The following is a 24201-nucleotide window of genomic DNA, read 5'->3' as shown; positions in this document are numbered from 1 at the left end:
GGACACCTATGGTTCAGTGCAATGCCACACATTACTGGGAAGGTTCATGACGTCTAAGCAGGTCAAGCCGCTGTCCGGCGCCGTACGCACGTCCGCCGGGGCCGTACGGCCGCTTCCGGGAGTGCGTATCACCGGTGGTCTGCTGCACCACTGGCAGCACAGGAACGGCACGGCCACGATCCCGCACACCATCGAGCAGCTCCGCGCGGCCGGCAACGTCGCCAACCTGAGCCGCCTCCTGGAGCAGGACCCGGCGCCGTACCGCGGCCGCTACCCGTTCCTGGACACCGACCTGTACAAGACCCTGGAGGGGCTGGCCTACGAGCTGGGCGACGGCCGCGCGGGGGAGCCCGTACGGGAGTTCTTCGAGGAGGTCGTCGGCCTCCTGGAGCGGGTCCAGGCCGAGGACGGCTACCTCAACTCCTTCTTCCAGGACCCGGCCGCCACGAAGAAGCCGTGGGAGGACCTGGCCTGGGGGCACGAGCTGTACAACCTGGGTCACCTCATCCAGGCCGCCGTCGCCGCGGCGCGCCGGATGGGCGACCAGCGGCTGCTGCGGGTGGCGGAGCGGTTCGCGGACCTGGTGGTGGAGCGGTTCGCGCACGAGGGGGTGTGCGGCCATCCCGAGGTGGAGATGGCGCTGGTCGAGCTGTTCAGGCAGACGGGGCTGCGCGCCTACCTCGACCTGGCGGCCGCGTTCGTGGACCGGCGCGGCTCCGGGCAGCTCAAGCACAGCATCTTCGCCGGCGACTACTTCCAGGACCACCTGCCCTTCCGTGAGCTGCCGTCGGTGACCGGGCACGCGGTGCGGATGGCGTACCTGGCGGCCGGCGCGGCCGACGTCCACCTGGAGACCGGCGACCGGTCGCTGTTCGAGGCGCTGGAGCGGCTCTGGGACGACATGGTGGCGACCAAGCTGTACGTCACCGGCGGGCTCGGCAGCCGCCACTCCGACGAGGCGATCGGCGACCGGTACGAGCTGCCGTCCGAGCGCGCCTACAGCGAGACCTGCGCGGCCATCGCCGTCATGCAGTGGGCCTGGCGGATGTTCCTGGCCACGGGCGGCGCCAAGTACCTCGACGTGTTCGAGCGCGTGCTCTACAACGCCTACGCCGTGGGCCTGTCGGCGGACGGCAAGGCGTTCTTCTACGACAACCCGCTGCAGCGCCGCCCCGACCACGAGCAGCGCAGCGGCGCGGAGGCCGGCGGCGAGCCGCTGCGCCGCGCCTGGTTCACCTGCCCGTGCTGCCCGCCGAACATCGTGCGCTGGATGGCCCAGCTCGCCGACTATGTGGCGGCCGAGCGGGACGGCGCGCTGCTGATCGCCTCCTACGCCGAGGGCCGGATCGAGGGCGCGGAGCTGGACCTCGCGGTGGAGACCGCCTACCCGTGGGACGGCGACGTGCGGCTCACGGTCGAGCGGGCGCCGGACGGGCCGTACGGGCTGGTCCTGCGCATCCCGGGCTGGGCCCGCGGCGCGACGGTCACGGTCGACGGCCGGCCCTGGGACGCGGAGCCGGACGGCGGCTGGCTGAGCGTCGAACGCCAGTGGAAGGCCGGCGACGAGGTACGGCTCACGCTGCCGATGCCGGTCAGGGCGCACGGCTCGCACCCCCACCTCGACGCCACCAGGGGCACGGTCAGCCTGGCCCGCGGCCCGCTGGTCTACTGCGTGGAGCAGCAGGACAGCCCGGACGCCGCCGTGGACGACCTGGTGATCGGCGTACCCGACATTGTTAACGCGAACATCGAACGGCGGGACGACGCAGTGGTGCTGACCCTCACCGCCGCCGCCGCTCCCCCGCCCTCCACCGAGCTCTACCCGGAGCTCCCGCTGGAGCAGGCGCTCCCGGGGACGCCGGTCACCGCGACCTTCGTCCCCTACTTCCTCTGGGGCAACCGCGACCCCGAAGCCATGCGGGTCTGGGTCAGGACCCCCGACGCAACCAACGGAAAGAAGGCGAAATGAGGAGATCGGCGGCGCTCACGAGCGTCACGATGACCGCCGTGCTGGCGCTCTCGGCGTGCGGCGGTGGCGGCGGGGCAGCCCAAGGCCCGGGCGCCGGCACCGGCGCGACCGGCTCCGCGGCGACCCCGGCGACGGGCGGCACGGTGCACGTCCTGGCCAACGCGGACTTCTCCCACCTGGATCCGGTACGCGGCTTCGACGGCGGCGTGAACAACTTCTACCGGCTCATCTACCGGGGGCTGACGACGTTCGGCGCCGGTCCGGGCGCCGAGGGCACGAAGATCGTGCCCGACCTCGCGACCGACACGGGCACGCCGTCCAACGGCGCCAAGACGTGGACGTTCACGCTCAAGGACAACATCTTCTTCGAGGACGGCACGCCGATCACCAGCGAGGCGGTCAAGTTCGGCTTCTCGCGGGCCTTCGACCCCGAGGCGGGCATCGGCTCGCCGTACGGCAAGCTGCTGCTCGACGCGCCCAAGGACTACAAGGGCCCGTACCTGTCGGGCGACCTGGACACGATCGAGACGCCGGACGCCAAGACGGTCGTCATCCATCTCAAGAAGCCGTTCGCCGACTTCCCGAGCGCGCTGGCGCTGGCGAACTTCACCCCGTTCCCCAAGGGCACCGGGGCGGGGGCGGCGTTCGACAGCAAGCCGATCGCGAGCGGGCCGTACAAGGTCGCCTCCTACCAGCGCAACGTGTCGCTGAAGCTGGAGCGCAACCCGCAGTGGAAGCAGGAGACCGACCAGGTGCGGACGGCCAAGCCGGACGCGTTCGAGTGGACGTTCGGCCTGGACGCCGCCACGATCGACGAGCGCATGCTGGCCGGGCAGGGCACCGACGCCGACGCGCTCGGCCAGAGCATCCAGGCGGCGACCGTGGCCCGGGTGCAGACGCCGCAGATCAAGGCGCGCACGCTGTCCGGGCTCAACGGCTGCACGACCTACATGGGCCTGAACACCACCAAGAAGCACCTGAGCGACGTGCGCGTGCGCCAGGCGATCAACTACGCGATCGACAAGGACACCATCGTGGCGGCGATGGGCGGGTCGCTGCTGGCGCAGAAGGGCACCTCGATCCAGCCGCCCACGGTCGCCGGCCGGGTGGACTACGACCCGTACCCGCACAACGTCGAGCAGGCCAAGAAGCTGCTGGCCGAGGCGGGCCTGTCGGGCGGGTTCTCGCTGACCCTGGACACCAGGGCGCAGCCGAAGATGGCGGCGGTCTCGGTCGCCGTCCAGGAGGCGCTCAAGCAGGTGGGCATCGACGTCAAGATCAACAACATCGACGCCTCGACGTACTACGAGGTCATCGGCACCCCGGCCAAGCAGAACGACATGGCCGTGACCGGCTGGTGCCCCGACTGGGCCTCCGGCGCGACGTTCCTGCCGCCGCTGTTCGACGGCCGCAACATCACCGCCAAGGGCAACTCCAACCTCGCCCAGATCAACGACAAGGAGATCAACGCCAAGATCGACGAGATCGCCGCGATGACCGACGTCGAGCAGGCCAACGCGGCCTACGGCGAGCTGGACAAGCAGATCATGGAGCTGGCGCCGGTCGTGCCGCTGGCCTACGAGAAGCTGATCCTGGTCAACGGCGCCAACATCGCGGGCGCCTACCAGTCCAACTCCTACTCCGGCGGTGTCGACCTGGTCTCCGTCGGGCTGGCGAAGCCGACGAAGTAGATGACGGTCGCAGCGCATCCAGAGCAGGTGGCGGGCGGCGCGCCCGCCACCTCGGGCCGGCGCGTCATCCGCGTGCTGCTGCGTGATCGGGGCGCCGTGATCAGCGGCGCCTACCTCGCGCTGATCGTGCTGATGGCGATCGGCGCGCCGCTGATCAGCGCGATCACCGGGCACGGCCCCAACGACTTCGACACGGCCGCGGTCAACACCGACCTGGGCGGGGTGCCCTACGGTCCACTCGGCGGGATCAGCGCCGAGCACCTGCTGGGCGTCGAGCCGCAGAACGGCCGCGACATCCTGGCCCGCATCGCGTACGGCGCCCGGGTCTCCCTGATCATCGCGCTCTCCGCCACGGCGCTCACCACGCTGCTCGGCGTGGTGCTGGGCATGCTGGCCGGGTTCTACCAGGGCTGGGTGGACCAGGTGATCTGCCGGGTCATGGACTTCCTGATGGCCTTCCCCGCGCTCATCTTCATGATCGCGATCCTGTCCGCGCTGCCGCAGGGCAACCGGCCGGTGCTCCTGGTCGTGGTGATCAGCGTGTTCGGCTGGCCGTACCTGGCCCGGGTGGTGCGCGGGCAGACGCTCACGCTGGTGAGCCGGGAGTTCGTGGAGGCCGCGCGGGCCTCGGGCGCCTCGACGGGCCAGCTCGTGTTCAAGGAGATCCTGCCGAACCTGCGCAGCTCCCTGATCGTGATGATCACCCTGGCCGTGCCCGGCTACGTCGGCACCGAGGCGGGGCTGTCGTTCCTGGGCGTCGGCGTCACGCCGCCCACGCCGTCGTGGGGCCAGATGATCTCCAGTTCGGTCGGCTGGTACGCCGTCGACCCGATGTACTTCGTGATCCCCGGCGCGTTCCTGTTCCTCACGGTGCTGTCGCTGACCGTGCTGGGCGACAGGATCCGGGCCGCCTTCGACGCGGGGGATGCCTCATGATGGCGCGCTACGTGATCGGACGCCTGGCCGGCGTCGTGGTGATCCTGTTCCTGGTGTGCCTGTTCACGTTCGTCCTGTTCTTCACCCTGCAGCCGGACCCGGCGGTGATGATCTGCGGGAAGACGTGCACGCCGGAGCGCATCGACCAGATCCGCGACGTGCTGGGGCTCAACCAGCCGTTCCTGACGCAGTTCTTCGGCTTCCTCGGCGGCATCTTCGCCGGGCGCGACTACGGCCAGGGCGCCAACCTCGTGCACTGCGCGGCGCCGTGCCTGGGCTACAGCTTCCAGACCAACCAGTCCGTGATGGACATGGTGGTGGAGCGGCTGCCGGTCAGCGCGACGGTCGCGATCGGCGCGGCCGTGCTGTGGCTGCTCTTCGGGATCGCCGCGGGGCTGCTCAGCGCGGTCAAGGAGGGCACCTGGTGGGACCGCACCGCAATGGGGCTTGCGCTCGGCGGCTCCAGCATCCCCAACTACGTGCTGGCGCTGGCCCTGCAGTACGTGCTCGTCGTGCAGCTCCAGGTGCTGCCGTTCCCGCAGGCCGTGGCGTTCTCCGACGACCCGGTGGTGTGGTTCCAGTCGTACCTGATGCCGTGGATCGTGCTGGCCACCGGCTACGCCTGCCTGTACGCCCGGCTCACCCGCGCCAACGTGATCGACACCCTGGCGGAGAACTTCATGCGCACGGCCAGGTCGAAGGGCCTCAGCCCGGCGCTGACCATGCGCAGGCACGCGCTGCGGCCGGCCCTGACGCCGATCGCGACGATCTTCGGCATGGACTTCGCCGCGCTGCTCGGCGGCGCGCTGATCACCGAGACCGTGTTCGGGCTGAACGGCATCGGCAAGATGGCCGCCGACTCGATCGCCAAGAACGACCAGCCGGTCATCATGGCGGTCACGCTGCTGGCGGCGTTCTTCGTGGTGATCGGCAACGTGGTGGTGGACCTCGTCTACACGAGGCTGGACCCGAGAGTGAGGATCACGTCGCCATGAGCGAGTTGCTTGTCGTGGAGGACCTCACCGTCACCTTCCCGACCACGCGCGGCCCGGTGGACGTGGTCAAGGGCGTGTCGTTCACGGTCAGCAGGGACGAGACGGTCGGCATCGTCGGCGAGTCGGGCTCCGGCAAGTCGATGACCAGCCTGGCGATCATGGGCCTGCTGCCCAAGGGCGCGCGGACCAGCGGCAGCATCCGGCTGGACGGCGCCGAGCTGCTCGGCCGCTCCGACCGGGAGCTGCGCAGGCTGCGCGGCGACCGGATGTCGATGATCTTCCAGGACCCGCTGTCGTCGCTGAACCCGTACTACACCGTGGGCCTGCAGATCGAGGAGATGTACCGGGCGCACCGCGGCGGCTCCAGGAAGGCCGCGCGCCAGGTCGCCGTCGAGGCGCTCGGGCACGTCGGCCTGCCCGAGCCGGAGCGCCGCGTGAACTACTACCCGCACCAGTTCTCCGGCGGGCAGCGGCAGCGCGTCATGATCGCGATGGCGCTGGTGTGCGAGCCGGCGTTGCTGATCGCCGACGAGCCGACCACCGCGCTGGACGTGACCGTGCAGGCGCAGATCCTGCGCCTGCTGGCCTCCCTGCAGCGCGAGAGCGGCACCGGGATGGTGTTCATCACCCACGACCTGGCCGTGATCAGCTCGATCGCGACCCGCGTGCTGGTGATGCGGCGCGGCGAGCAGGTCGAGTACGGCACCGCCGAGCAGGTCTTCGCCGAGCCGGAGCACGACTACACCCGCATGTTGCTGGAGAGCATCCCGCGCATCGACGATGAGGTGGTCCTGTGACGTTGTTGCGCGCCGAGGGCCTGACCAAGCGGTTCGTCTCGCGCGGCCCGCTGGGCGCCAGGGCCGAGTTCACCGCGGTGGACCAGGTCAGCTTCGAGGTACGGCTGGGCGAGACGCTGGCCGTCGTCGGCGAGTCCGGCAGCGGCAAGTCCACCACCGCCCGTATGATCGCCAAGCTGATGGACCCGAGCGGGGGCACCCTGGAGTTCGAGGGCGAGGACGTCACGCACGCCAGGGGCGCGGCGCTGGCCCGCTTCCGCGCGAACGTGCAGGTCGTCTTCCAGGACCCGTTCTCCTCGCTCAACCCGCGCCACACGGTGGAGCGCATCCTCATGGCGCCGCTGGTCTACCAGGGCATCGCGCCCAAGGGCAGCCGCCGCGAGCACGCCAAGGAGCTGATGGAGCGGGTCGGGCTCAACCCCGACCACTCGCTGCGCTACCCCGCGCAGTTCTCCGGCGGGCAGGCGCAGCGCATCGGCATCGCCCGCGCGCTGGCCGTCAACCCCAAGCTGGTGATCTGCGACGAGGCCGTGTCGGCGCTGGACGTGTCGGTGCAGGCGCAGGTGATCGAGCTGCTGCGGCGGCTGCAGCGCGAGAGCGGCTTCAGCTACGTGTTCATCGCCCACGACCTGGCCGTGGTGCGGCAGATCGCGCACCGGGTGGCGGTCATGAGCAAGGGACGGATCGTCGAGCTCGGGGCCGCCGAGCAGGTGTTCGGCGATCCGCAGGACGAGTACACGCGCACGCTGCTGGCGGCCATCCCCCGGATCGACCCGGAGTGGGACCGCCGCAGGAGGGAGAGGTCTTGATCACCGCGACGTACACGATCCCCGGGATGCGGGTGCGCGACCACGTCGAGCGGGTGCCCCTGGACTGGTCCGACCCGGAGGCGACCATCACGGTGTTCGCCCGCGAGCTGGTGGACCCGGCCCGCGACGGCGAGGACCTGCCGTGCCTGCTCTACCTCCAGGGCGGGCCCGGCGGCAAGGGGCCCCGGCCTGTCGGCACGGCGGGCTGGCTGGGGCGGGCGCTGGAGACGTACCGGGTGATCCTGCTCGACCAGCGGGGCACGGGCCGCAGCTCGCGCATCGACGGCCGGGTGATGAGCGCGCTCGGCGCGCGGGAGGGCGCCGACTACCTGGCGCGGTTCCGCGCCGACTCGATCGTGGCCGACGCCGAGCACCTGCGCACGACGGTCTTCGGCGGCCGGCGCTGGTCGACGCTGGGGCAGAGCTACGGGGGTTTCCTGACGCTCACGTACCTGTCGAACGCGCCCGAGGGGCTCAGCGCCTGCTACGTCGCGGGCGGCCTGCCGTCGCTCGCCCCGGACGCCGCCGAGGTCTACCGGCGCACGTACCCGCGGGTGGCGGCCAAGAACGCCGAGTTCTACCGCCGCTACCCGCACCACGCCGGGACGACGGCGCGGCTGGCCGACCGGCTGGCCGAGGGCGACGTGCTGCTGCCCGACGGCGACACGCTGACCGTTCGCCGGCTGCAGTCGCTGGGCATCGACTTCGGCATGAAGCCCGGCTACGAGCGCATGCACTGGCTGCTGGACGAATCGGACGGGCTGCCGGAGACGTTCCTGCACCAGGTGCTGGCCCGCTCCTCCTACGCCGACAACCCGCTGTTCGCCGCGCTGCAGGAGAGCATCTACGGCTCCGGGGCGGGCGCCACCGCGTGGGCGGCGCAGCGCGAGCGCGCGAGCCACCCCGCCTTCGCCGAGGACGCCAGGCCGCTGCTGTTCACCGGGGAGATGATCTATCCCTGGATGTTCCAGGAGATCCGCGCGCTGCGCCCCTTCCGCGGCGCCGTCGAGCTGCTCGCCGAGCGGGACGACTGGCCGCCGCTGTACGACCTGGACCGGCTGGCCGCCAACGACGTGCCGGTGGCCGCCGCCGTCTACTTCGACGACATGTACGTCGACTCGGGCCTGCAACTGGACACCGCCTCCCGGGTGGGCAACACGCAGGCCTGGGTCACCAACGAGTACGAGCACGACGGCATCGGCGAGGAACGGGTCTTCGCCCGCCTGACGCAGCTCGTCCGCGACCTTGGAGGAGGACTCACCGATGGGTGACGGCAAGCAGCCCAAGCAACCCAAGCTGCCCAGGCTGATCGACATCCCCGCGTTCACCCAGTACATCGCCCAGGGGTGGGACTCCCCGGCCCGCACCCCGGACCTGGTCCCGGGCGCGGCCGAGGCCGCCGCCGCCCACCGGGCCAGGCTCGCCGAGGCGCTGCCCGGCCGGACCGTCGTGGTGCGGGCCGGCCACGCGCCGACCCGCAGCAACGACACCGCCTACGACTTCCGCGTGGACAGCGACTTCTACTGGCTGACCGGCTGCGCGGTGGAGCACGCGGTGGCCGTCGTCCGTGACGGCGCGGCCACCGTGTACCTGCCGCCGCCGGCCCGTCCCGGCGAGACCGGCTTCTTCGCCGACGCCGCCTACGGAGAGCTGTGGGTCGGCCCGTCGCCGTCGCCGGCCGAGTGGTCGGCCGCGCTCGGCGTCGAGGTCCTGCCGCTGGCGGACTTCACCGATCCGGAGGCGCCCGCCGACGACGTCGGCCGGGTGCTCGCCGAGCTGCGCATGATCAAGGACGAGTGGGAGGTCGGGCAGCTCCGCGAGGCCGTGGACCGCACGGTCGAGGGCTTCGCCGCCGTGCTCGCCGAGGTGCCCGCCGCCGTGGCGGGCGGGGGCGAGCGGTGGCTGCAGGGCACGTTCGACCGGTACGCCAGGACGTACGGCAACGGCCCCGGCTACGCCTCCATCGTGGGCAGCGGCCCGCACGCCCCCACCCTGCACTGGGTGCGCTGCGACGGCCCCGTCCGCGAGGGCGAGGCTCTGCTGCTCGACATGGGCGTGGAGACGCGCTCCCACTACACCGCCGACGTCACCCGCACCTTCCCCGTCTCCGGCGCGTTCAGCCCGGCGCAGCGGCAGGTGCACGACCTGGTGGAGCGGGCGCACCGGGCCGGGCTCGCGCAGGTGGCGCCGGGCCGCCCGTTCACCGCCTTCCACCACGCGGCCATGGAGGTCATCGCGCGCGGCCTGCACGACTGGGGGCTGCTGCCGGTGTCGGTGGACGAGGCCCTGTCGGACGCCGGCCAGCACCACCGCCGCTACCTGATCTGCGGCATCGGCCACCATCTGGGCCTGGACGTGCACGACTGCGCGCGCTCGCGCCCGGAGGCGTACCACGGGGCGGAGATGACGCCCGGCATGGTGCTGACCGTCGAGCCCGGGCTGTACTTCCACGCCCACGACCGCACGGTGCCGCCGGAGCTGCGCGGCATCGGCGTTCGCATCGAGGACGACCTGCTGGTGACGGCGGACGGCGCGGAGAACCTGTCCGCCGCGCTGCCCATCGACGCGAGCGGGCTGGAGAACTGGACCAAGGAGAAGAACGTATGACCGCCCCTGTGTGGCACGGCGTGCACGTCGCGACCGCCCTCCCCTTCGACGACGACCTGTCCGTCGACTACGACGCCTACGCCGAGCACGTGCGCTTCCTGGCCGAGGGCGGCTGCCACGGCGTGTGCCCCAACGGCTCGCTCGGCGAGTACCAGACGCTCACCGACGAGGAGCGCGCCCGCGTGGTGCGCACCGCCGTCGAGGCCGCGCCCGACGGCTTCCACGTCATGCCGGGCGTGGCCGCGTACGGGTCCGCCGAGTCGCGGCGCTGGGCCGAGCAGGCGGCCGAGGCGGGGGCGTCGTCGGTGCTGCTGCTGCCGCCGAACGCCTACCGCGCCGACCGCCGGGCCGTCGTCGCCCACTACCGCGAGGTGGCCAAGGCGGGGCTGCCGGTGGTGGCCTACAACAACCCGATCGACACCAAGGTGGACCTGACCCCGTCGCTGCTGGCCGAGCTGCACCAGGAGGGGCTGATCGTGGGGGTGAAGGAGTTCACCGGGGACGTGCGCAGGGCGTACGAGATCGCCGAGCTCGCCCCCGGGCTGGACGTGCTGGTCGGCTCGGACGACGTGCTGCTGGAGCTGGGCATCGCCGGCGCGGTCGGCTGGATCGCGGGGTACCCGAACATGATCCCCCGGGCCACCGTGGAGCTCTACCACCTGGCCGTGGCGGGCGACGTGGCCAAGGCCCTGCCCCTCTACCGGGACCTGCACCCGCTGCTGCGGTGGGACTCCAAGACCGAGTTCGTGCAGTCGATCAAGCTGTCGATGGACCTGGCCGGGCGCAAGGGCGGCGCCTGCCGGCCGCCGCGCCTCGCCCTCGCGCCCGAGATCGCGGACCGGATCACCCGTGACACGGAGGCGGTCCTGGCCAAGGGCTACCGCTGACCCTGCCCCCTCCCCGGCCGCACCCCGCCTCCGCCGGCCCCCGCGCCGCGACCAGCCGCACCGCCGCAGGCGCCCCGCGGCAGGTGTGCCCCTTCCCCCGGAAGGACCCCGGCCGGGGTGCGGCGGGGCAGTGGCGGGCGGGCGGTCAGCGGGCGGTGTAGCGAGCGTGGGTGGCGGCGGCCGTCAGGGCCGCCGCCCGGGCCGCTTCCGTCGGGGTGAACGGCAGCTCGGGCCGCCGCACGAGCAGCGCCCGGTCGGGGTTCACCGAGATGACCATGGTGGTGTTGAGCTCGGCGCCCTCGTCCACGGTGTCGCCGGGACGCCGCCATTCGGCGTGCGAGACCCGCAGCAGCTCGGCCATCGCCTCGGGCAGCCGGTCCGGGTCGTCGCTGACGCGCTGCGCCAGCACCAGCGCCTGGACGCCGGGGTCGGTGAGGTCCTTCACCCGCGCGGGCACGATCACCACGTCCTGCCCGCCGGCCTCGCTCAGCGCCCCGGCCAGCACGTCCAGCGCGAGCTCGCGGGGCGCCTCGATGACGAACTCGTCGAGCGCGTCGCACCCGGCCGGGGTGATGGCGCTGCTGCCGGTCGGCGCGATGTGCAGCGCCAGGATGTTGCACCCCAGCCGCCCGAACGCCCCCGCCACGGTGGCGAGCCGGCCGGGCCGCTCCACCACCCGCATGCGGATCCGCCACAACGCCATGGGCCCGCCCGCCCCGCCCTCGACAGGCAGCGGAGCCGTCCCGCGACCGGCACGGGCCCGGCGGCGGAACCGGCCCGGCAGACCGCCTCCCGCCCCGCTCCCAGCCCCAGCTCCGGCCTTGGAACGGTGGCCCGCGCTCGCGGGACGGTGGCCGAGCCGTTTGTGGATCGCCGCGCCGACGATCAGCGCCACCCCCAGCCCGACCAGGATGACGGGTCCCGGCTCCTGGTGGCCGAGCAGGGTCGCGAGCAGGTGCGCCAGGCCGACCGCGAGGAACAGCGCGGCGAGCTCACCGACCTCCCGCCCCCAGGAACGGCCGTGCCCGGTACGTGCGTCCATCACCTTCGGTGCATCGCTCATGACCCCCAGTCTGCGCGGGCCGTGTTTCGTGATCATGAGTCTCAGGGTTGCGGCGGCATTAAACCCGATTCACCACCCGGCCCGAATCTGCCGCCTGGTTTACCGGCCGCTGTCCCGCGGGCGTCAGGGGACCCTGGCGGAGGAGGCCGTCCAGGGGGTGCTCGCCGCGGGCGGGACGGCCTCGAAGCCCGCCGTGGGACACTGCCTCGGTCGTGAAGTCGAGTCGTGGAGTCCCTCCCCCGTGCGTACCAGCGTCGCCGCCGCCGTCCCGCTCCTGTTCTGCCTGACCGCCTGCGGCCCCGCCCCGCTCGCCCCGCCGGCGACGCCGCCCGCGACCCCCGCGTCCGAGCCTCCCGCCACCTCCCCGGAGCCCGCCGCCACGGCCTCCCCTGGCTCGCCGGGCGCCGCCGCTCCCGAGCGGACGCCGGGCGGCGGCCCCCTGGCCGGTCCGGGGACGGTGTGCGGGGAGGCCGAGGCCGCGAACGGCTCCCCGGCGGCGGTCGCCGTGCGGCGGGGGCTCGTCGACTGCGCCGAGGCCCTGCGCGTGGTGCGCGCCTACTACCGGCCGCGGACGCCCAAGCAGGGCAGCGCCGGGGTCGCCACCGTCGCGGGCTGGGAGTGCGTCAGCAACACGGCGGCCGAGAGCATGCGGACCGGCAGGCTGACGTCGTGCCGCAAGAGCGGCGCCACGATCGTGGCCGACGTCATCCCGTAACCCGGGAAAAAGCCGGGCGCCTCCGCCCCGGCCGTGAACGGGAAATGAATTCTGCCGTACGTTCGCCTTCACACCCGCGCGGTCCCCGCTGATGCCATCCCATAATTCCGCCATGGGGGTCATTTCAAGAAACGGGGTTCGATGAAGCGGTGGATCGGCGTCATTCTGGCGGCGGTTCTGGCCGGGGTGGCGGTGGTCGCGATCGTCACCGGGAACCAGGGGGGCGACGAGCCCGAGGTGGCGGTGGTGCGGGGGGTCATCGGGTCGGAGAAGAAGCCGTTCTTCGACGACCCCCGCGTCAAGGCGGCCTTCGCCGGGCACGGCCTGCGCGTCGAGGTGGACACCGCCGGTTCCCGGCAGATCGTCACCGACGTGGACCTGAGCCGGTACGCCTTCGCCTTCCCCTCCAGCGTCCCGGCCGCCGAGCGGATCAAGCGCGACCGCGGCGCCACCGTCACGTACTCGCCGTTCTACTCGCCGATGGCGGTGGCCACGTTCGAGCCGATCGCACAGCTGATGGCGAAGGCCGGCGTGCTCAACAATTCCGACAAAGGCCACCAAACCTTAGACATCAAGAAATATCTGGACCTAGTGGCTAAAGGCACCCGCTGGGATGAAATTCCGGATAATTCGACATACAAGGCGCGCAAGCGGGTGCTGCTGACGACCACCGACATCCGCACCTCCAACTCCGCCGCCATGTACCTGTCGGTGATCGGTTACGTGGCCAACGGCGAGGACGTCATCACCTCCGACGCCCAGGTCGCCAAGATCGCGCCCGTCCTCGCGCCGGCCGTGCTCGACCAGGGCTTCTCCGAGTCCACCAGCGAGGCGTCCTTCGACGACTACCTGGCGCTGGGCGCCGGCAAGACGCCGATGCTGGTGGTCTACGAGGCGCAGTACCTGGCGCACGTCTTCGCCGGCGACGGCGCGATCAAGCCTGACATGCGGCTGGTCTACCCGTCGCCGACCGTGCTCAGCAAGCACACCCTCGTCCCCCTGTCGGCGGACGGCAACCGGGTCGGCGAGCTGCTCACCGAGGACCCCGCGCTGCAGTCGCTGGCCGCGCAGTACGGCTTCCGCACCACCGACCCGCAGGCGTTCGCCGGCCTCGTCGCCAAGACGAAGGCGCCGGCCGCCGCCGGCCTGGTGGACGTCGTCGAGCCGCCCACGTACGAGCGGCTGGACCGGCTCATCACCACCATCGACGCCGCACGTCCCTAGCAAGGAGATCCCGCACGTGTCCGATCTGGTGCTCACGCCGCCCGCGCCGGTCACCCCGGTACCGGCCGAGACGGCGGCCACCATGCTGCCGATGACCGACGAGCGCGCGGCCGAGCTGACCGCCAAGGCGCGCGAGTTCGCCGGCGAGCTGGGCGGGATCGACCCGCGCTCGCCGGAGTTCTCCCGCAAGGTCCATGACATCTCCTCGATGGGCGACACCGAGATCAGGTCCGCCTCGCAGGTGGCCAACCGCATGCTGAAGCGGCCGGTCGCGGCCCTCGACGCCGCCAGGGGCGAGGGCGCCGACGCCCAGGGCCGGGTGGCGAGCGGCCTGGTGGCGCTGCGCCGTACCGTCGTGGACCTGGACCCGAAGCAGGCGGCGAGCGGGCCGCGCAAGCTGCTGGGGCTCATCCCGTTCGGCGACCGGCTGCGCGACTACTTCGCCAGGTTCCACTCCGCGCAGCAGCACCTCGACGACATCATCCGCGCGCTCAAGTCCGGCCAGGACGAGCTGCTGCGCGACAACGCCGCCATCGAGGGCGAGAAGGCGAACCTGTGGGAGGCGATGACGCGGCTGCAGGAGTACGCGGTCATGGCCAAGGCGATGGACGCGGCCCTGGAGGAGCGCATCGCGGTGGCGGACGAGACGCAGGCCACGGCGCTGCGCTCGGACGCGCTGTTCGCCGTCCGCCAGAAGCACCAGGACCTGCTCACCCAGCTCGCCGTGTCCGCCCAGGGCTACCTGGCCCTGGACCTGGTACGCAAGAACAACCTGGAGCTCAGCAAGGGCGTCGACCGCGCCACCACGACCACCGTCGCCGCCCTGCGCACGGCGGTGACGGTCGCGCAGGCGCTGGCGAACCAGAAGCTCGTGCTCGACCAGATCACCGCGCTGAACGCGACGACCAGCGACCTCATCCTGGCCACCAGCGAGATGCTGCGCACGCAGGCCGGCGCCATCCAGAACCAGGCCGCCGCCACGACCGTGGACCTGGACACGCTGCGCCAGGCGTTCGACAACGTCTACGCCACGATGGACCTGATCGACTCCTTCCGCGCCAAGGCCGTGGACAGCATGGCCGTCACGGTGGACAGCCTGACGTCGGAGCTGGAACACGCCAGGACGTACCTGGACCGCGCCAAGGAGGGCTCCGCATGAGACGGTTCCTGGCCGCGCTCCTCCTGCCCGCCCTGCTCCTGACGGCCGCCTGCGCGGGCGGCGCCGAGGAGCTCACCGACGGGCCCGACGTGCTGCGCGTCCTGGCCGGCAGCGAGATCAAGGACCTGGAGCCGCTGCTCGAACGGGCCGGGAGCGAGGCCGGAGTCCAGGTGAAGCTCACCTACACCGGCACGCTCGACGGCGCCGACCAGGTCGCGAGCGGCCGCGCCGACGGCACGCTGGACGCCATCTGGTTCTCCTCCAACCGCTACCTGTCCCTGATCGACGGCGCCCAGGCCAAGCTGTCCACCCAGACCAAGATCATGGTCTCGCCGGTGGTGCTCGGGCTCAAGCCCGCCAAGGCCGCCGAGCTCGGCTGGGACGGCAAGCAGGTCACCTGGGCCGACATCGCCGCGGCGGCCAGGGACGGCAGGTTCAGCTTCGGCATGACCAACCCCGCCTCCTCCAACTCCGGCTTCTCCGCCCTGGTCGGCGTGGCCGCCGCGCTGTCGGACGCCGACGGGGCGCTCAGCGCCGAGCAGGTCGCCGCGGTGACGCCCCGGCTGAAGGAGTTCTTCTCCGCGCAGCGGCTGACGGCCGGCTCGTCAGGCTGGCTGGCCGACGCCTACGCCCGCGACCCGAGCGTGGACGGCATGGTCAACTACGAGTCGGTGCTGCTGGGCGCCCGCGAGCCGCTCACGCTCGTCCACCCGGGCGACGGCGTGGTCAGCGCCGACTACCCGCTCACGCTGCTGGCCTCCGCCCCGGAGGAGAAGAAGGTCCTGTACGGCAAGCTCACCGCCTGGCTGCGCACCCCGGCCGTGCAGAAGGAGATCATGACCGGCACGCACCGCCGGCCGATCGTGGGCGGCGTCCCGCTCGACTCCCGGTTCGGCTCCGCCCAGCTCATCGAGCTGCCCTTCCCCAACCGGCGCAGCACCGCCGACGAGCTGATCACCACCTACCTCAACCAGGTGCGCGTCCCGGCGCAGGCCACGTTCGTGCTGGACACGTCCGGCTCGATGAAGGGCGGCAGGATCGACTCGCTGCGGCAGGCGCTGGTGGCGCTGACCGGCGCGGACACCTCCGCCTCCGGCGCCTTCACCCGCTTCAGCAACCGCGAGACCGTGACGATGATCCCGTTCAGCGGCTCGCCGCGGCAGCCCGTGCCGTTCACCGTCCCCGAGCGGAACCCCGAGACCGTGCTCGCCGAGATCAGGAGCTTCGCCGAGGGGCTGAGCGCCTACGGCGGCACCGCGATCTACGACAGCCTCAAGGCCGCCTACGACCGCCCGGTCGAGGCGGGCCACTACGGCTCGATCGTGCTCATGACGGACGGCGAGAACACCGACGGCTCCGACTACGCCGGCTTCGAGAGCCACTACCGGTCCCTGCCGGAGGACAGGCGCCGCGTGCCGACGTTCGTGGTGCTGTTCGGGGAGAGCGACGCCGAGGAGATGCGCCAGGTGGCCGAGCTGACCGGCGGCGCGGTGTTCGACGCCCGCGAGACGTCGCTGACCAGCGCGTTCAAGGAGATCCGTGGCTACCAGTGAGCGGGTCCTGCGGTATCTGGGCTCGACCAGGAACATCGCCGGCTCCTGCCTGGCGCTGCTCGGCCTGGTGGCCCACTTCCTGGGGCTGGCGGGCGCGTACTGGCCGGTCGTCGTGGTCGCGCTGTACGGGGCGGGCGCGCTGCTCGCCCCGCCCGACCGGGTCCGGCTGACGATCTCGCACGCCGAGGTCGAGACGCGGGCGCTGCGCGAGGACCTGGACGGGCTGCTGCGGCGCGTGGACCGGCGCTTCCCCGACGACGTGCGGGCCGCCGTGCACGGGCTGGCCGAGGTCATCGGCGGCGTGCTGGCCAGGGCCGAGCAGCTCACCGCCTCCCCCGACCAGCTCCACGTGGTCTCGCAGACCATCCGCCGCTACCTGCCCGCCAGCCTGGAGGCGTACGCGAACCTGCCCCGCCGCTACGCCCTGACCCGGCGGGCCGGGCGGGAGCGCAGCGCCCACGAGGAGCTGCTGGAGCAGCTCGCCCTGCTCGACGCCCAGATGGGCAAGGTCGCCGAGGCGATGCACCGGGGCGACGAGCAGGCGCTGCGCGACCAGGGCCGGTTCCTGCGCGACCGGTTCGGCGGCTCGGAACTCGACCTGAGCTAGACCGGGCTAGACCCGTTCGACCTCCACGACCAGCGCGGACGCGGGCCGCAGCGCCGGGGCCGGCAGCCCCAGCTCGCCCAGCACGGCGCCAGGCAGCCGCACCGGCGCCGCCGCCCACTCCGGCATCGCCGCCCGCTCGGGGACGGGCCCGGCGACGCGCACCTCGTACACGGCCTCCGGGTCGAGGCCGGGCAGCCGCAGCGGGCCGGGCGCGATCGCGAGCCTGGAGCTGATCTGCACGTACGCGTAGACGGCCCGCTCGGGCAGCACCACCCCGTGCAGCAGCGCCGACGGGTCCGGGTGGTCGGCGCGCACCACGCGCCCGGCGTGCAGCACCGGCCGCAGCCGCTTGTGCAGCGCGATCCACGTGGCCAGCTCGTCCAGCTCCTCCTGGCTCGCCGCGGTCAGGTCCCACTCCACGCCCATGTGCCCGAACAGGGCGGTCGCGGCGCGGAAGGCCAGCGGCAGCACGCGGCCGGTGACGTGGTCGCGCGGCGCGCCGACGTGGCAGCCCATCCGCTCCGGCGGCACCAGCAGCCCCGTCCAGCGCTGGATCTGCTGCCGGTCGAGCGCGTCGTTGCTGTCGGAGGTCCACACCCGGTCGGTGCGGGCCAGGATGCCGTAGTCGACGCGCGCGCCGCCCGACGAGCACGACTCGATCTCCAGCCGGGGGTGGCGGGCGCGCAGCTCGTCCAGCAGCCGGTACGTGGCCAGCGTCTGCGCGTGCACGCCCGGCACGCCGTCGTGCACCGGCTCGGCGATGTCGCGGTTGTGGTCCCACTTGATGTAGTCCAGCGCGTACTCGCCGACCAGCGTGTCCAGCCGCTCCAGCAGGTACGCGTACGCCTCGGGCCTGGCCAGGTCGAGGACCTGCTGGTGACGCTGCGGCGGCGGCATGCGCTCGGCGTGGCCCAGGATCCAGTCGGGGTGCTCGCGGGCCAGGTCGGAGTCGGGGTTGACCATCTCGGGCTCGAACCAGAGGCCGAACTGCATGCCCAGCTTGCGTACGCGGTCGGCCAGCGGGTGCAGGCCGTCCGGCCAGACGCCCTCGTCCACGTACCAGTCGCCGAGTCCGGCCCGGTCGTGGCGGCGGTGGCGGAACCACCCGTCGTCGAGCACGAACCGCTCGATCCCGGCCGCGGCGGCCCGCTCGGCCAGCTCCAGCAGCCGGTCGAGGCCGTGGTCGAAGTAGGTGGCCTCCCAGTTGTTCAGCGTGACCGGACGCACCGGCAGCGGGCGCGAGCGCAGGTGCGCGTGCAGCCGCGCGCTCACGTCGTCCAGCCCGCCGCCCGACCAGGCGAAGTACACCCACGGCGTGCTGTACCGCGCCCCCTCGGCCAGCACGACCTCGCCGGGTTCGAGCAGCTCGCCCGCGCCCAGCAGCGCCACGCCCTCGGCCAGCCGCTCGGCGTAGTGCACGTGGTCGCCGCTCCACCCGGCGTGCACCGCCCACACCTCGCCGCCGCGGAACCCGAACCCCTCGGTGCCCGCCACCAGCAGCCCCGTCGCGTCGTGCCCGGTGCGGCCGCGCCGGTTCTCCCTCGCCCACACCCCCTGCCCGAACGCCCTGCGCTGCGGCGCCTTCTCCAGCGCCCACCGGCCGGTGAAGTCCAGCAGCTCACCGGCCCGCGCCGGCACCGGCAGCACGCACACCAACCCCGCCACCCGGTACGGCGACCCGGCCGCGTTCGCGACCGTGTGCCGCATCCGCACCAGGCCCTCGCCGTCCATGACCAGCTCGCTCACCAGCCGCAGGCCCGCCGTGGCGTCGGAGGCCGTCACGGTCACCGACCCGCCGGAGCCCGGCTCGGCCGTCACGTCGATCCCGTCCACCTCCCACCGGACCGGCCAGTGCTCGCCGTCCCTGCCGCCGGACAGGCCGGGGCGGCCGTACCAGCCGTCGCCCTGGGCGGGCAGCAGCGGCGGGGCCGGGGCGGCCAGCGCGGGCAGCAGGTCGGGCGCGGCGACGGGCCCGAGCCCGGCGCCGAAGTGCCGCACCCGCGGCAGGCCGGGGCCGGAGTCGTCGAGCACCAGCGCGACGCCCGCCGCGGAGAGGATCACAGGAGACAAGTCGGGCTCCTAACGCAGGGAGGGGGACACCTGTTCAGCGCTACGACGCTACCTTCCCCGCTCTCGCGGGCGCACGACGAGGCCGTACGAGTACGCGAGGGCGACGCTGCCGCCGCTCTGCCCGGCCCTGGGACTTTCGCCACACCGCCGTTCTCGATAGGTGCGCACGCCTGCGACCTGCGCACATCCACCCGCCGCGACAGGCCGGTCACTCCAGGCGACAGCTCCCGAGTGGCTTAAATCGCCGCGATCGTTTAGGTTAGCCTCACCTAATCTAGATCGGAGATTTCGGGGATGACCGAGCCCTTTCACATGTTCCACGTACGGGTGGACCGGCTCGAACGGCTGAGCCCGTCGTTCCTGCGGGTGACCTTCACCGGCGACGACCTGCACCACTTCGCGGACAACGGCTTCGACCAGCGGCTCAAGCTCCTCCTCCCGGTCCCCGAGCACGGCATGGCCCACCTGCCCACCGGCCCGGACTGGTTCCTGCGCTGGCGCGAGCTGGACGAGGCCAAGCGCAACCCGATGCGCACCTACACGGCCAGGCTGGTCCGCCCCGAGGCCGGCGAGGTGGACGTGGACGTCGTCATGCACCCCGACGGCGGCCCCGTCGCGCGCTGGGCCGAAGGCGTGCAGCCCGGCGACATCGCCGCCCTCTACGGCCCGACCTCCCGCTTCGAGGGCCGCCACGGCGGGCTGGAGTTCCACCCGCCCGCCGGCACGGGCTGCGTGCTCATCGCCGGCGACGAGACCGCCGTCCCCGCCATCTGCGGCATCCTGGAGCGCCTGCCCGCCCACCTGAACGGCGAGGTGCTCATGGAAGTGCCCTGCGACGACGACGCGCTGCCGATCGAGACCCCGGCCTCGGTCAAGGTCACCTGGCTGGCCAGGAACGGCGGCGAGCGCGGTGCCCAGCTCGTCCCCGCCGTCCGGGCCGCCGCCGGCCGCCTCCTCCCCTCCACCCCCATCGCCGCGTCCGCCGACTTCGTGGACGTGGACGTGGACACCGAGGAGCTGTGGGAGGTGCCGCCGGAGGAGGAGGTCGACTACGGGCCGCTGTACGCGTGGCTGGCCGGCGAGGCGTCCGTGATCAAGACGCTCCGCCGGCACCTCGTGGCCGAGCGCGGCATGGACCGGCGCTCGGTGGCGTTCATGGGCTACTGGCGGGACGGCCGCGCCGAGAACTAGCGATCACGGGCTGCGCGACGGCGACGGCGTCGGGGTCGCCTGCACGGCCGGTCCGCTGGGCAGCGGCGCGATCACGTTGTTGACCAGCGCGGTCGCCGCCGTGGTCGCGATGGCGATGGCCACCGCGGCCAGCGGGGCGGCCAGGGCGCGCAGCGTGCGCACGTCCCTGATCCGCCCCCACGGCTCGCCCGCCAGCCACATGAGCCGCCACTCCCACCACAGGCCCAGCCCGATGCTGACCACGGCGATGTTGCCCACCGCCACGAGCACGCCGATGAGCGCCTCGTCGGCGGTGGGCAGCCCCGCCTCCGACAGGTCGCTCTGCAGGATGGTCGCCATGACCAGGGTGTACACGTACGTCGGCAGCTCGACGAGCAGAGCCGTCAGGAAGAACGCCAGGGACTTGGCGATCGGATGCGTGCCGCGCACGCGCGGGTAGAAGTAGCCGAACACCATGCTCAGCACGGGCAGCGACAGCAGCGCCAGCACGGCGGCGGCCAGCTCGGTGGCGCCGGTCTGCTGGCCGCGCACCGATTCCGCGATCCGCACCACCGAGTACGGCAGCGACAGCACCGCCCCCACCCCCAGCGAGACCAGCCCGTTCTGCCAGGGGGTGCGCCCGGCCAGCGTGGTCAGCGCGAGGTCGGAGTCGAGCGGCCCCTCGCGCTCGTCGCCCGCCTGCTCCAGCGCCTGCCGCCGCTGCTCGAAGTCGTCGCCCGCACCCGGCTCCCGCAGCAGCGCCGTCAGCGCGGCGCGGGCCGACCGGCGTCTGATCAGATCGCGGACGAGCAGCCGGTGCTCGTCCACCTGGACCGGCCGGAGCAGCTCGGCCCGCGGCGGCGGCAGCAGGACGAACACGCCCACCCACACCAGCAGCACCAGGAGGCCCGAGGCGGCACCACCGGCCTGGACGCGCATGAGCAGCAGGAAGAACATCGCCGTGTGGAAGGCGACCGGCTCGGTGAGACCGGCAGGGCCCTGGCCGAGGCGGCGCACGCGCACGACGAGCATCACCAGCGCCAGCAGCGGCGCGGCGATGAACGCCACCGTGCCGGCGACACCCGTCAGGTCGTCCCATGGCAGGGCCATCCAGCTGCTGCGCGAGTCCAGCACGGTCATGGCGTAGACCAGCACGCCGAACACGACCGACGCCGCCACCACCCACCGGGCCGCGCTCGTCGCCGACCACCGGTGACTCGCCTCGGTCGCCCAGCCGAACACCAGGGCGAACCAGCCGAGCAGCAGCAGCGCCTGCCACAGCAGGTGCGGCGGGGTGAGCCCGGACACCACCGCCATGCCGGCCAGCATCACCCCGGTGCCCAGCAGCGCCAGGCCGGTCCGTGGCAGGCGGCGGCGCTGCCCGGGGACGGCGGCCGTCACACCCGCGCCCCCCGCCGCGACGGCCAGCACCCCGGCCGCGGGCCAGGCGCCGAAGGAGGCCGCCAGCGGCCACGCCGCCAGGACGAGCCCCGCCAGCGCCGCGAACACCGCCGCCGCCTTCACCGGCAGGTCGCTGTGCCCCTGAGCGGCGCGGAACGTCGAATGGAGTGCCAGCACCGGAGCGCCCACCACGATCGCCAGCACCGCGGCCTCCACGCCCACGCCCTCGGAGGCGAACCAGGACACGCCCCCTGCGCCCCCCACCAGGGCTGCGAGCACCCCGTTGCGGGGCCGGCGCCACCACGCGCCGCCGAGCGCGCGGGCCAGGGTGTAGAGGAGGATCAACCCGGCCGCCACCAGCCCCACCGTGAGCGACGCCGTCCAGACCCGCCCCAGGAAGGTGATGGACTCCTCCTGGTACCAGTCCTCCGAAACCGTCTCCCCGTCCTCGACCTCCTGCTCCACGGGGTCGCTGCCCTCGAGGTGCGTCGCGAGCCTCCCGTCCTGGACGACGTGGTGGGCCACGGACGCGTTCCGGCCGTCCTCGGCGAAAGCGACCCTTATGGGGCTGTCGCCGCCGTTGAGGCGCAGCAGGTGCGCGTCCTGCGCCAGCGGGGGCGGCCCGCTCACCCCCGCTACCGTCCAGCCGGTGGAGGTGACGACGATCTCGTGGGCGGTCGGCCGGGGAACTGTCCCGTTCGCGGGCGGCTGGTACTCGATGCCGATGGCGCGGTTGGCGTTGGCGAAGACGACACCGTAGTGGACGCCGGTGTAGGTGATGACCGCCTCGCGTGAGCCGCTCTGCGTCCTGACGACCGGTGTGGAGTACGCCAGGTGAAGCAGGAACCCCGACACCGGCATCTCGAAGGCGCCCAGCCGCTCGGCGACGAACGAGCCGGGGTCACGAGCGGCGGCGCCCGCACGCACGGCGGCCACGTCGGGATCGTCGGCGGGCACCCGCACCTCGTGGACGATCTGAATCCGGAAGAGGGTCTCGCCCGGATCGACCGCGGTGTCGGCGGGCTCGCCGTCCGGGTGATCGCGCCAATCCCCCGGACGAGCCGGTGAGAGGGCGATCCGCGTCGTGGCGGAGCGCTCCGGCTCCGAGCGCTCCGGACGTCCCGGGCCCTGCGTGATCTCCAGCTCTGCGGTGCCGAATCGGGTGCCGCACCTGGCGAACACGTGATGCCTGCCCGGCGGGAGCGCGGGATCCAGCGTGGCGTCGGCGGACATGGCCGCGCCGGACGGGCTTCGGGCGAAGACCGGGCTCTTGACGAAGGCGCCGGACTGGGCGGTGGTCTCCGCCGGGGCCGCCGCGCAGAAGGCGGTCACCCGCACCGCCCGCGTGCCGGCGGGCACGCGGCGCGGCTCGACGGCGACCCGGAGCGGCTCCTCCTCCACGGCCTCCTCGGCGGGCTCGGACGTGGGCTCCGCCTGCGGCCTGGCGGCGGTGGGGTCGATCCGCGAGACCGTCCACAGCCCCGCCACGAAGACCAGCACCACGGCCAGCACGGCCAGCACGGCCAGCGAGCCGCGCCGCACCCCCGCGCGCGTTCCGTCCCCTGCCATCAGCGCAGCTCCGGTGAGCTCCCCAGCACGGTGCGCAGTTCACCCGGCCTCGGCGGTCTCGTCCACGTCACGCCGGGGCCGCCGGCGGCGATCAGCCGGGGCACGACCTCGCGCAGCAGCGTCTGCGCGCCGGCGTCCGGCCGCCGGGCGCGGGCCTCCCGGTAGAGGTCGAGCACCCGGGCCAGGTCCAGCATCAGCGTGTTCGCCTCGCCCGCCCTTCCCCGCTGAACCGCGCCGCTCTCTTCGGTGGCGCCGGCTCCGGCTGCCGCGCCACCCTCTTCGCCGGTCCCCTCCGTGGCGGCGTCCTTGGCCGGGAGCTGCTTGATCGGCGTGCCGTTGACGTGGGTGAGCGGGCTGTCACCGCTCACCCGCCCGTCCGCCGGGGCCTTCCGCGCGTCCTCGCCGGGCTCCTCCCCGGCCTCGTCATCCGGCACGACGACCTGCAACGCTCCAACGCGGGCCTCGGCCGTCCAGCCGCCCGGGCGGACGGCCTCGCCCACGGCCGCGGCGAAGCGGACGGCGTCCATGCCGTCCACCTCGCCCTCCAGCCATCCGGGCCGCAGGTGCAGCACCCCGGGCCGCTCGGCGGCTGCCAGCCGCTCCAGCAGCGTCTCGACCGTCCCCTGCGGGTCGTGCAGGGCCGCGTCCCCCCGGGCCGCGAAGGCGTCGGCGAGCAGGTGCAGGGAGATGAGCCGCGGCGGCTCGTACGTGGTGAGCACCCCCTGCTCCGCGCCCACCCGCAACGCCCCTCCCGCCTCGTGGTAGGCCCGCAGGCCCTCCATGAACGCCGCCTCCGCCTCGGATGTCAGCAGCAGCTCCCATCCCCGCTTCGGCCCGGACCCGGGCGCGACCGAGCCCTCGCCGCTCACCGGGTCCCCGCTGGAGGCCCCGTTACGGCGGAGCCACCAGGCCACCGCGCCCACCACGGCGGCGGCCAGTACTGCGACTGCGATTAACACGATCTTGGTTCGCTTTCCCC

19 protein-coding genes are annotated in these 24201 nt (G+C 72.9%); 15 read left to right on the top strand and 4 right to left on the bottom strand.

Features of this window, described 5'->3' with window-relative positions; all coding sequences use genetic code 11:
• Nucleotides 1–46 precede the first annotated feature (46 nt).
• From AB0I79_RS46700 to AB0I79_RS46660, 9 genes are read left to right on the top strand one after another with little or no spacing between them, the layout of a single operon-like run.
• On the top strand, nucleotides 47–1969 hold the full coding sequence (locus tag AB0I79_RS46700; protein ID WP_357887912.1) for a beta-L-arabinofuranosidase domain-containing protein: 1923 nt from the start codon (nucleotides 47–49) through the stop codon (nucleotides 1967–1969).
• Nucleotides 1966–3660 (top strand): ABC transporter substrate-binding protein, encoded by a 1695-nt coding sequence (locus AB0I79_RS46695; protein ID WP_357887909.1) that lies wholly within the window; start codon nucleotides 1966–1968, stop codon nucleotides 3658–3660. Before AB0I79_RS46700 ends, AB0I79_RS46695 begins: the two co-directional genes overlap by 4 nt.
• Complete coding sequence (locus AB0I79_RS46690; RefSeq protein WP_357887906.1) at nucleotides 3661–4596, top strand: ABC transporter permease; 936 nt, start codon at nucleotides 3661–3663, stop codon at nucleotides 4594–4596.
• A complete protein-coding gene (locus tag AB0I79_RS46685; RefSeq protein WP_357887903.1) occupies nucleotides 4593–5591 on the top strand; it encodes an ABC transporter permease in 999 nt (332 codons plus the stop codon). The genes AB0I79_RS46690 and AB0I79_RS46685 overlap by 4 nt, the downstream gene beginning before the upstream one ends.
• Nucleotides 5588–6388, top strand: coding sequence for an ABC transporter ATP-binding protein (locus tag AB0I79_RS46680; RefSeq protein ID WP_357887900.1), 801 nt, complete (start codon nucleotides 5588–5590; stop codon nucleotides 6386–6388). Before AB0I79_RS46685 ends, AB0I79_RS46680 begins: the two co-directional genes overlap by 4 nt.
• Complete coding sequence (locus AB0I79_RS46675) at nucleotides 6385–7197, top strand: ATP-binding cassette domain-containing protein (protein WP_357887897.1); 813 nt, start codon at nucleotides 6385–6387, stop codon at nucleotides 7195–7197. The genes AB0I79_RS46680 and AB0I79_RS46675 overlap by 4 nt, the downstream gene beginning before the upstream one ends.
• Nucleotides 7194–8468, top strand: coding sequence for an alpha/beta fold hydrolase (locus AB0I79_RS46670; protein WP_357887894.1), 1275 nt, complete (start codon nucleotides 7194–7196; stop codon nucleotides 8466–8468). The genes AB0I79_RS46675 and AB0I79_RS46670 overlap by 4 nt, the downstream gene beginning before the upstream one ends.
• A complete protein-coding gene (locus AB0I79_RS46665) occupies nucleotides 8461–9804 on the top strand; it encodes an aminopeptidase P family protein (RefSeq protein ID WP_357887891.1) in 1344 nt (447 codons plus the stop codon). Before AB0I79_RS46670 ends, AB0I79_RS46665 begins: the two co-directional genes overlap by 8 nt.
• On the top strand, nucleotides 9801–10691 hold the full coding sequence (locus AB0I79_RS46660; protein WP_357887888.1) for a dihydrodipicolinate synthase family protein: 891 nt from the start codon (nucleotides 9801–9803) through the stop codon (nucleotides 10689–10691). Before AB0I79_RS46665 ends, AB0I79_RS46660 begins: the two co-directional genes overlap by 4 nt.
• 145 nt (nucleotides 10692–10836) lie before the next feature.
• On the opposite strand, the gene AB0I79_RS46655 is transcribed toward AB0I79_RS46660, so the two are convergent.
• Nucleotides 10837–11754, bottom strand: a complete 918-nt coding sequence (locus AB0I79_RS46655) for an ACT domain-containing protein (RefSeq protein ID WP_357887885.1) — start codon at nucleotides 11752–11754, stop codon at nucleotides 10837–10839.
• A 241-nt stretch (nucleotides 11755–11995) separates the two neighbouring features.
• On the opposite strand from AB0I79_RS46655, the gene AB0I79_RS46650 reads away from it, so the two are divergent.
• The 5 genes from AB0I79_RS46650 to AB0I79_RS46630 all read left to right on the top strand — a co-directional run bounded on the left by AB0I79_RS46650 (nucleotide 11996) and on the right by AB0I79_RS46630 (nucleotide 17012).
• Nucleotides 11996–12469: a hypothetical protein gene (locus AB0I79_RS46650; RefSeq protein WP_357887882.1), complete on the top strand. Its 474-nt coding sequence runs from the start codon at nucleotides 11996–11998 to the stop codon at nucleotides 12467–12469.
• A gap of 141 nt (nucleotides 12470–12610) precedes the next feature.
• On the top strand, nucleotides 12611–13693 hold the full coding sequence (locus AB0I79_RS46645) for a hypothetical protein (RefSeq protein ID WP_357887879.1): 1083 nt from the start codon (nucleotides 12611–12613) through the stop codon (nucleotides 13691–13693).
• A gap of 16 nt (nucleotides 13694–13709) precedes the next feature.
• Nucleotides 13710–14852: a toxic anion resistance protein gene (locus AB0I79_RS46640; RefSeq protein ID WP_357887876.1), complete on the top strand. Its 1143-nt coding sequence runs from the start codon at nucleotides 13710–13712 to the stop codon at nucleotides 14850–14852.
• Nucleotides 14849–16405, top strand: a complete 1557-nt coding sequence (locus AB0I79_RS46635) for a VWA domain-containing protein (protein WP_357887873.1) — start codon at nucleotides 14849–14851, stop codon at nucleotides 16403–16405. Before AB0I79_RS46640 ends, AB0I79_RS46635 begins: the two co-directional genes overlap by 4 nt.
• Nucleotides 16392–17012 carry a hypothetical protein gene (locus AB0I79_RS46630; RefSeq protein WP_357887870.1) on the top strand — a complete coding sequence of 207 codons (621 nt, stop codon included), beginning with the start codon at nucleotides 16392–16394 and terminating at the stop codon, nucleotides 17010–17012. Before AB0I79_RS46635 ends, AB0I79_RS46630 begins: the two co-directional genes overlap by 14 nt.
• Before the next feature lie 6 nt (nucleotides 17013–17018).
• Here the strand turns inward: AB0I79_RS46630 and AB0I79_RS46625 are convergent, their stop codons facing one another.
• Nucleotides 17019–19082 carry an alpha-galactosidase gene (locus tag AB0I79_RS46625; protein WP_357887867.1) on the bottom strand — a complete coding sequence of 688 codons (2064 nt, stop codon included), beginning with the start codon at nucleotides 19080–19082 and terminating at the stop codon, nucleotides 17019–17021.
• 294 nt (nucleotides 19083–19376) lie between these two features.
• Here AB0I79_RS46625 and AB0I79_RS46620 point away from each other — a divergent pair, with 294 nt between their 5' ends.
• Nucleotides 19377–20273, top strand: a complete 897-nt coding sequence (locus AB0I79_RS46620) for a siderophore-interacting protein (RefSeq protein WP_357887864.1) — start codon at nucleotides 19377–19379, stop codon at nucleotides 20271–20273.
• Nucleotides 20274–20276: 3 nt separating this feature from the next.
• Here AB0I79_RS46620 and AB0I79_RS46615 read toward each other — a convergent pair whose 3' ends face one another.
• Together AB0I79_RS46615 and AB0I79_RS46610 are read right to left on the bottom strand one after the other, a co-directional pair.
• Entirely contained in the window at nucleotides 20277–23222 is a 2946-nt protein-coding gene (locus AB0I79_RS46615) for a hypothetical protein (RefSeq protein WP_357887861.1), read from the bottom strand.
• Complete coding sequence (locus tag AB0I79_RS46610) at nucleotides 23222–24181, bottom strand: hypothetical protein (protein WP_357887858.1); 960 nt, start codon at nucleotides 24179–24181, stop codon at nucleotides 23222–23224. Before AB0I79_RS46610 ends, AB0I79_RS46615 begins: the two co-directional genes overlap by 1 nt.
• Nucleotides 24182–24201 lie beyond the last annotated feature (20 nt).

The organism is Nonomuraea sp. NPDC050202 (genome assembly GCF_040656115.1).
Taxonomy (GTDB): domain Bacteria; phylum Actinomycetota; class Actinomycetes; order Streptosporangiales; family Streptosporangiaceae; genus Nonomuraea.
Note: the sequence above shows the minus strand (reverse complement) of the source record. Positions and strands in the feature narration are given on the sequence as shown.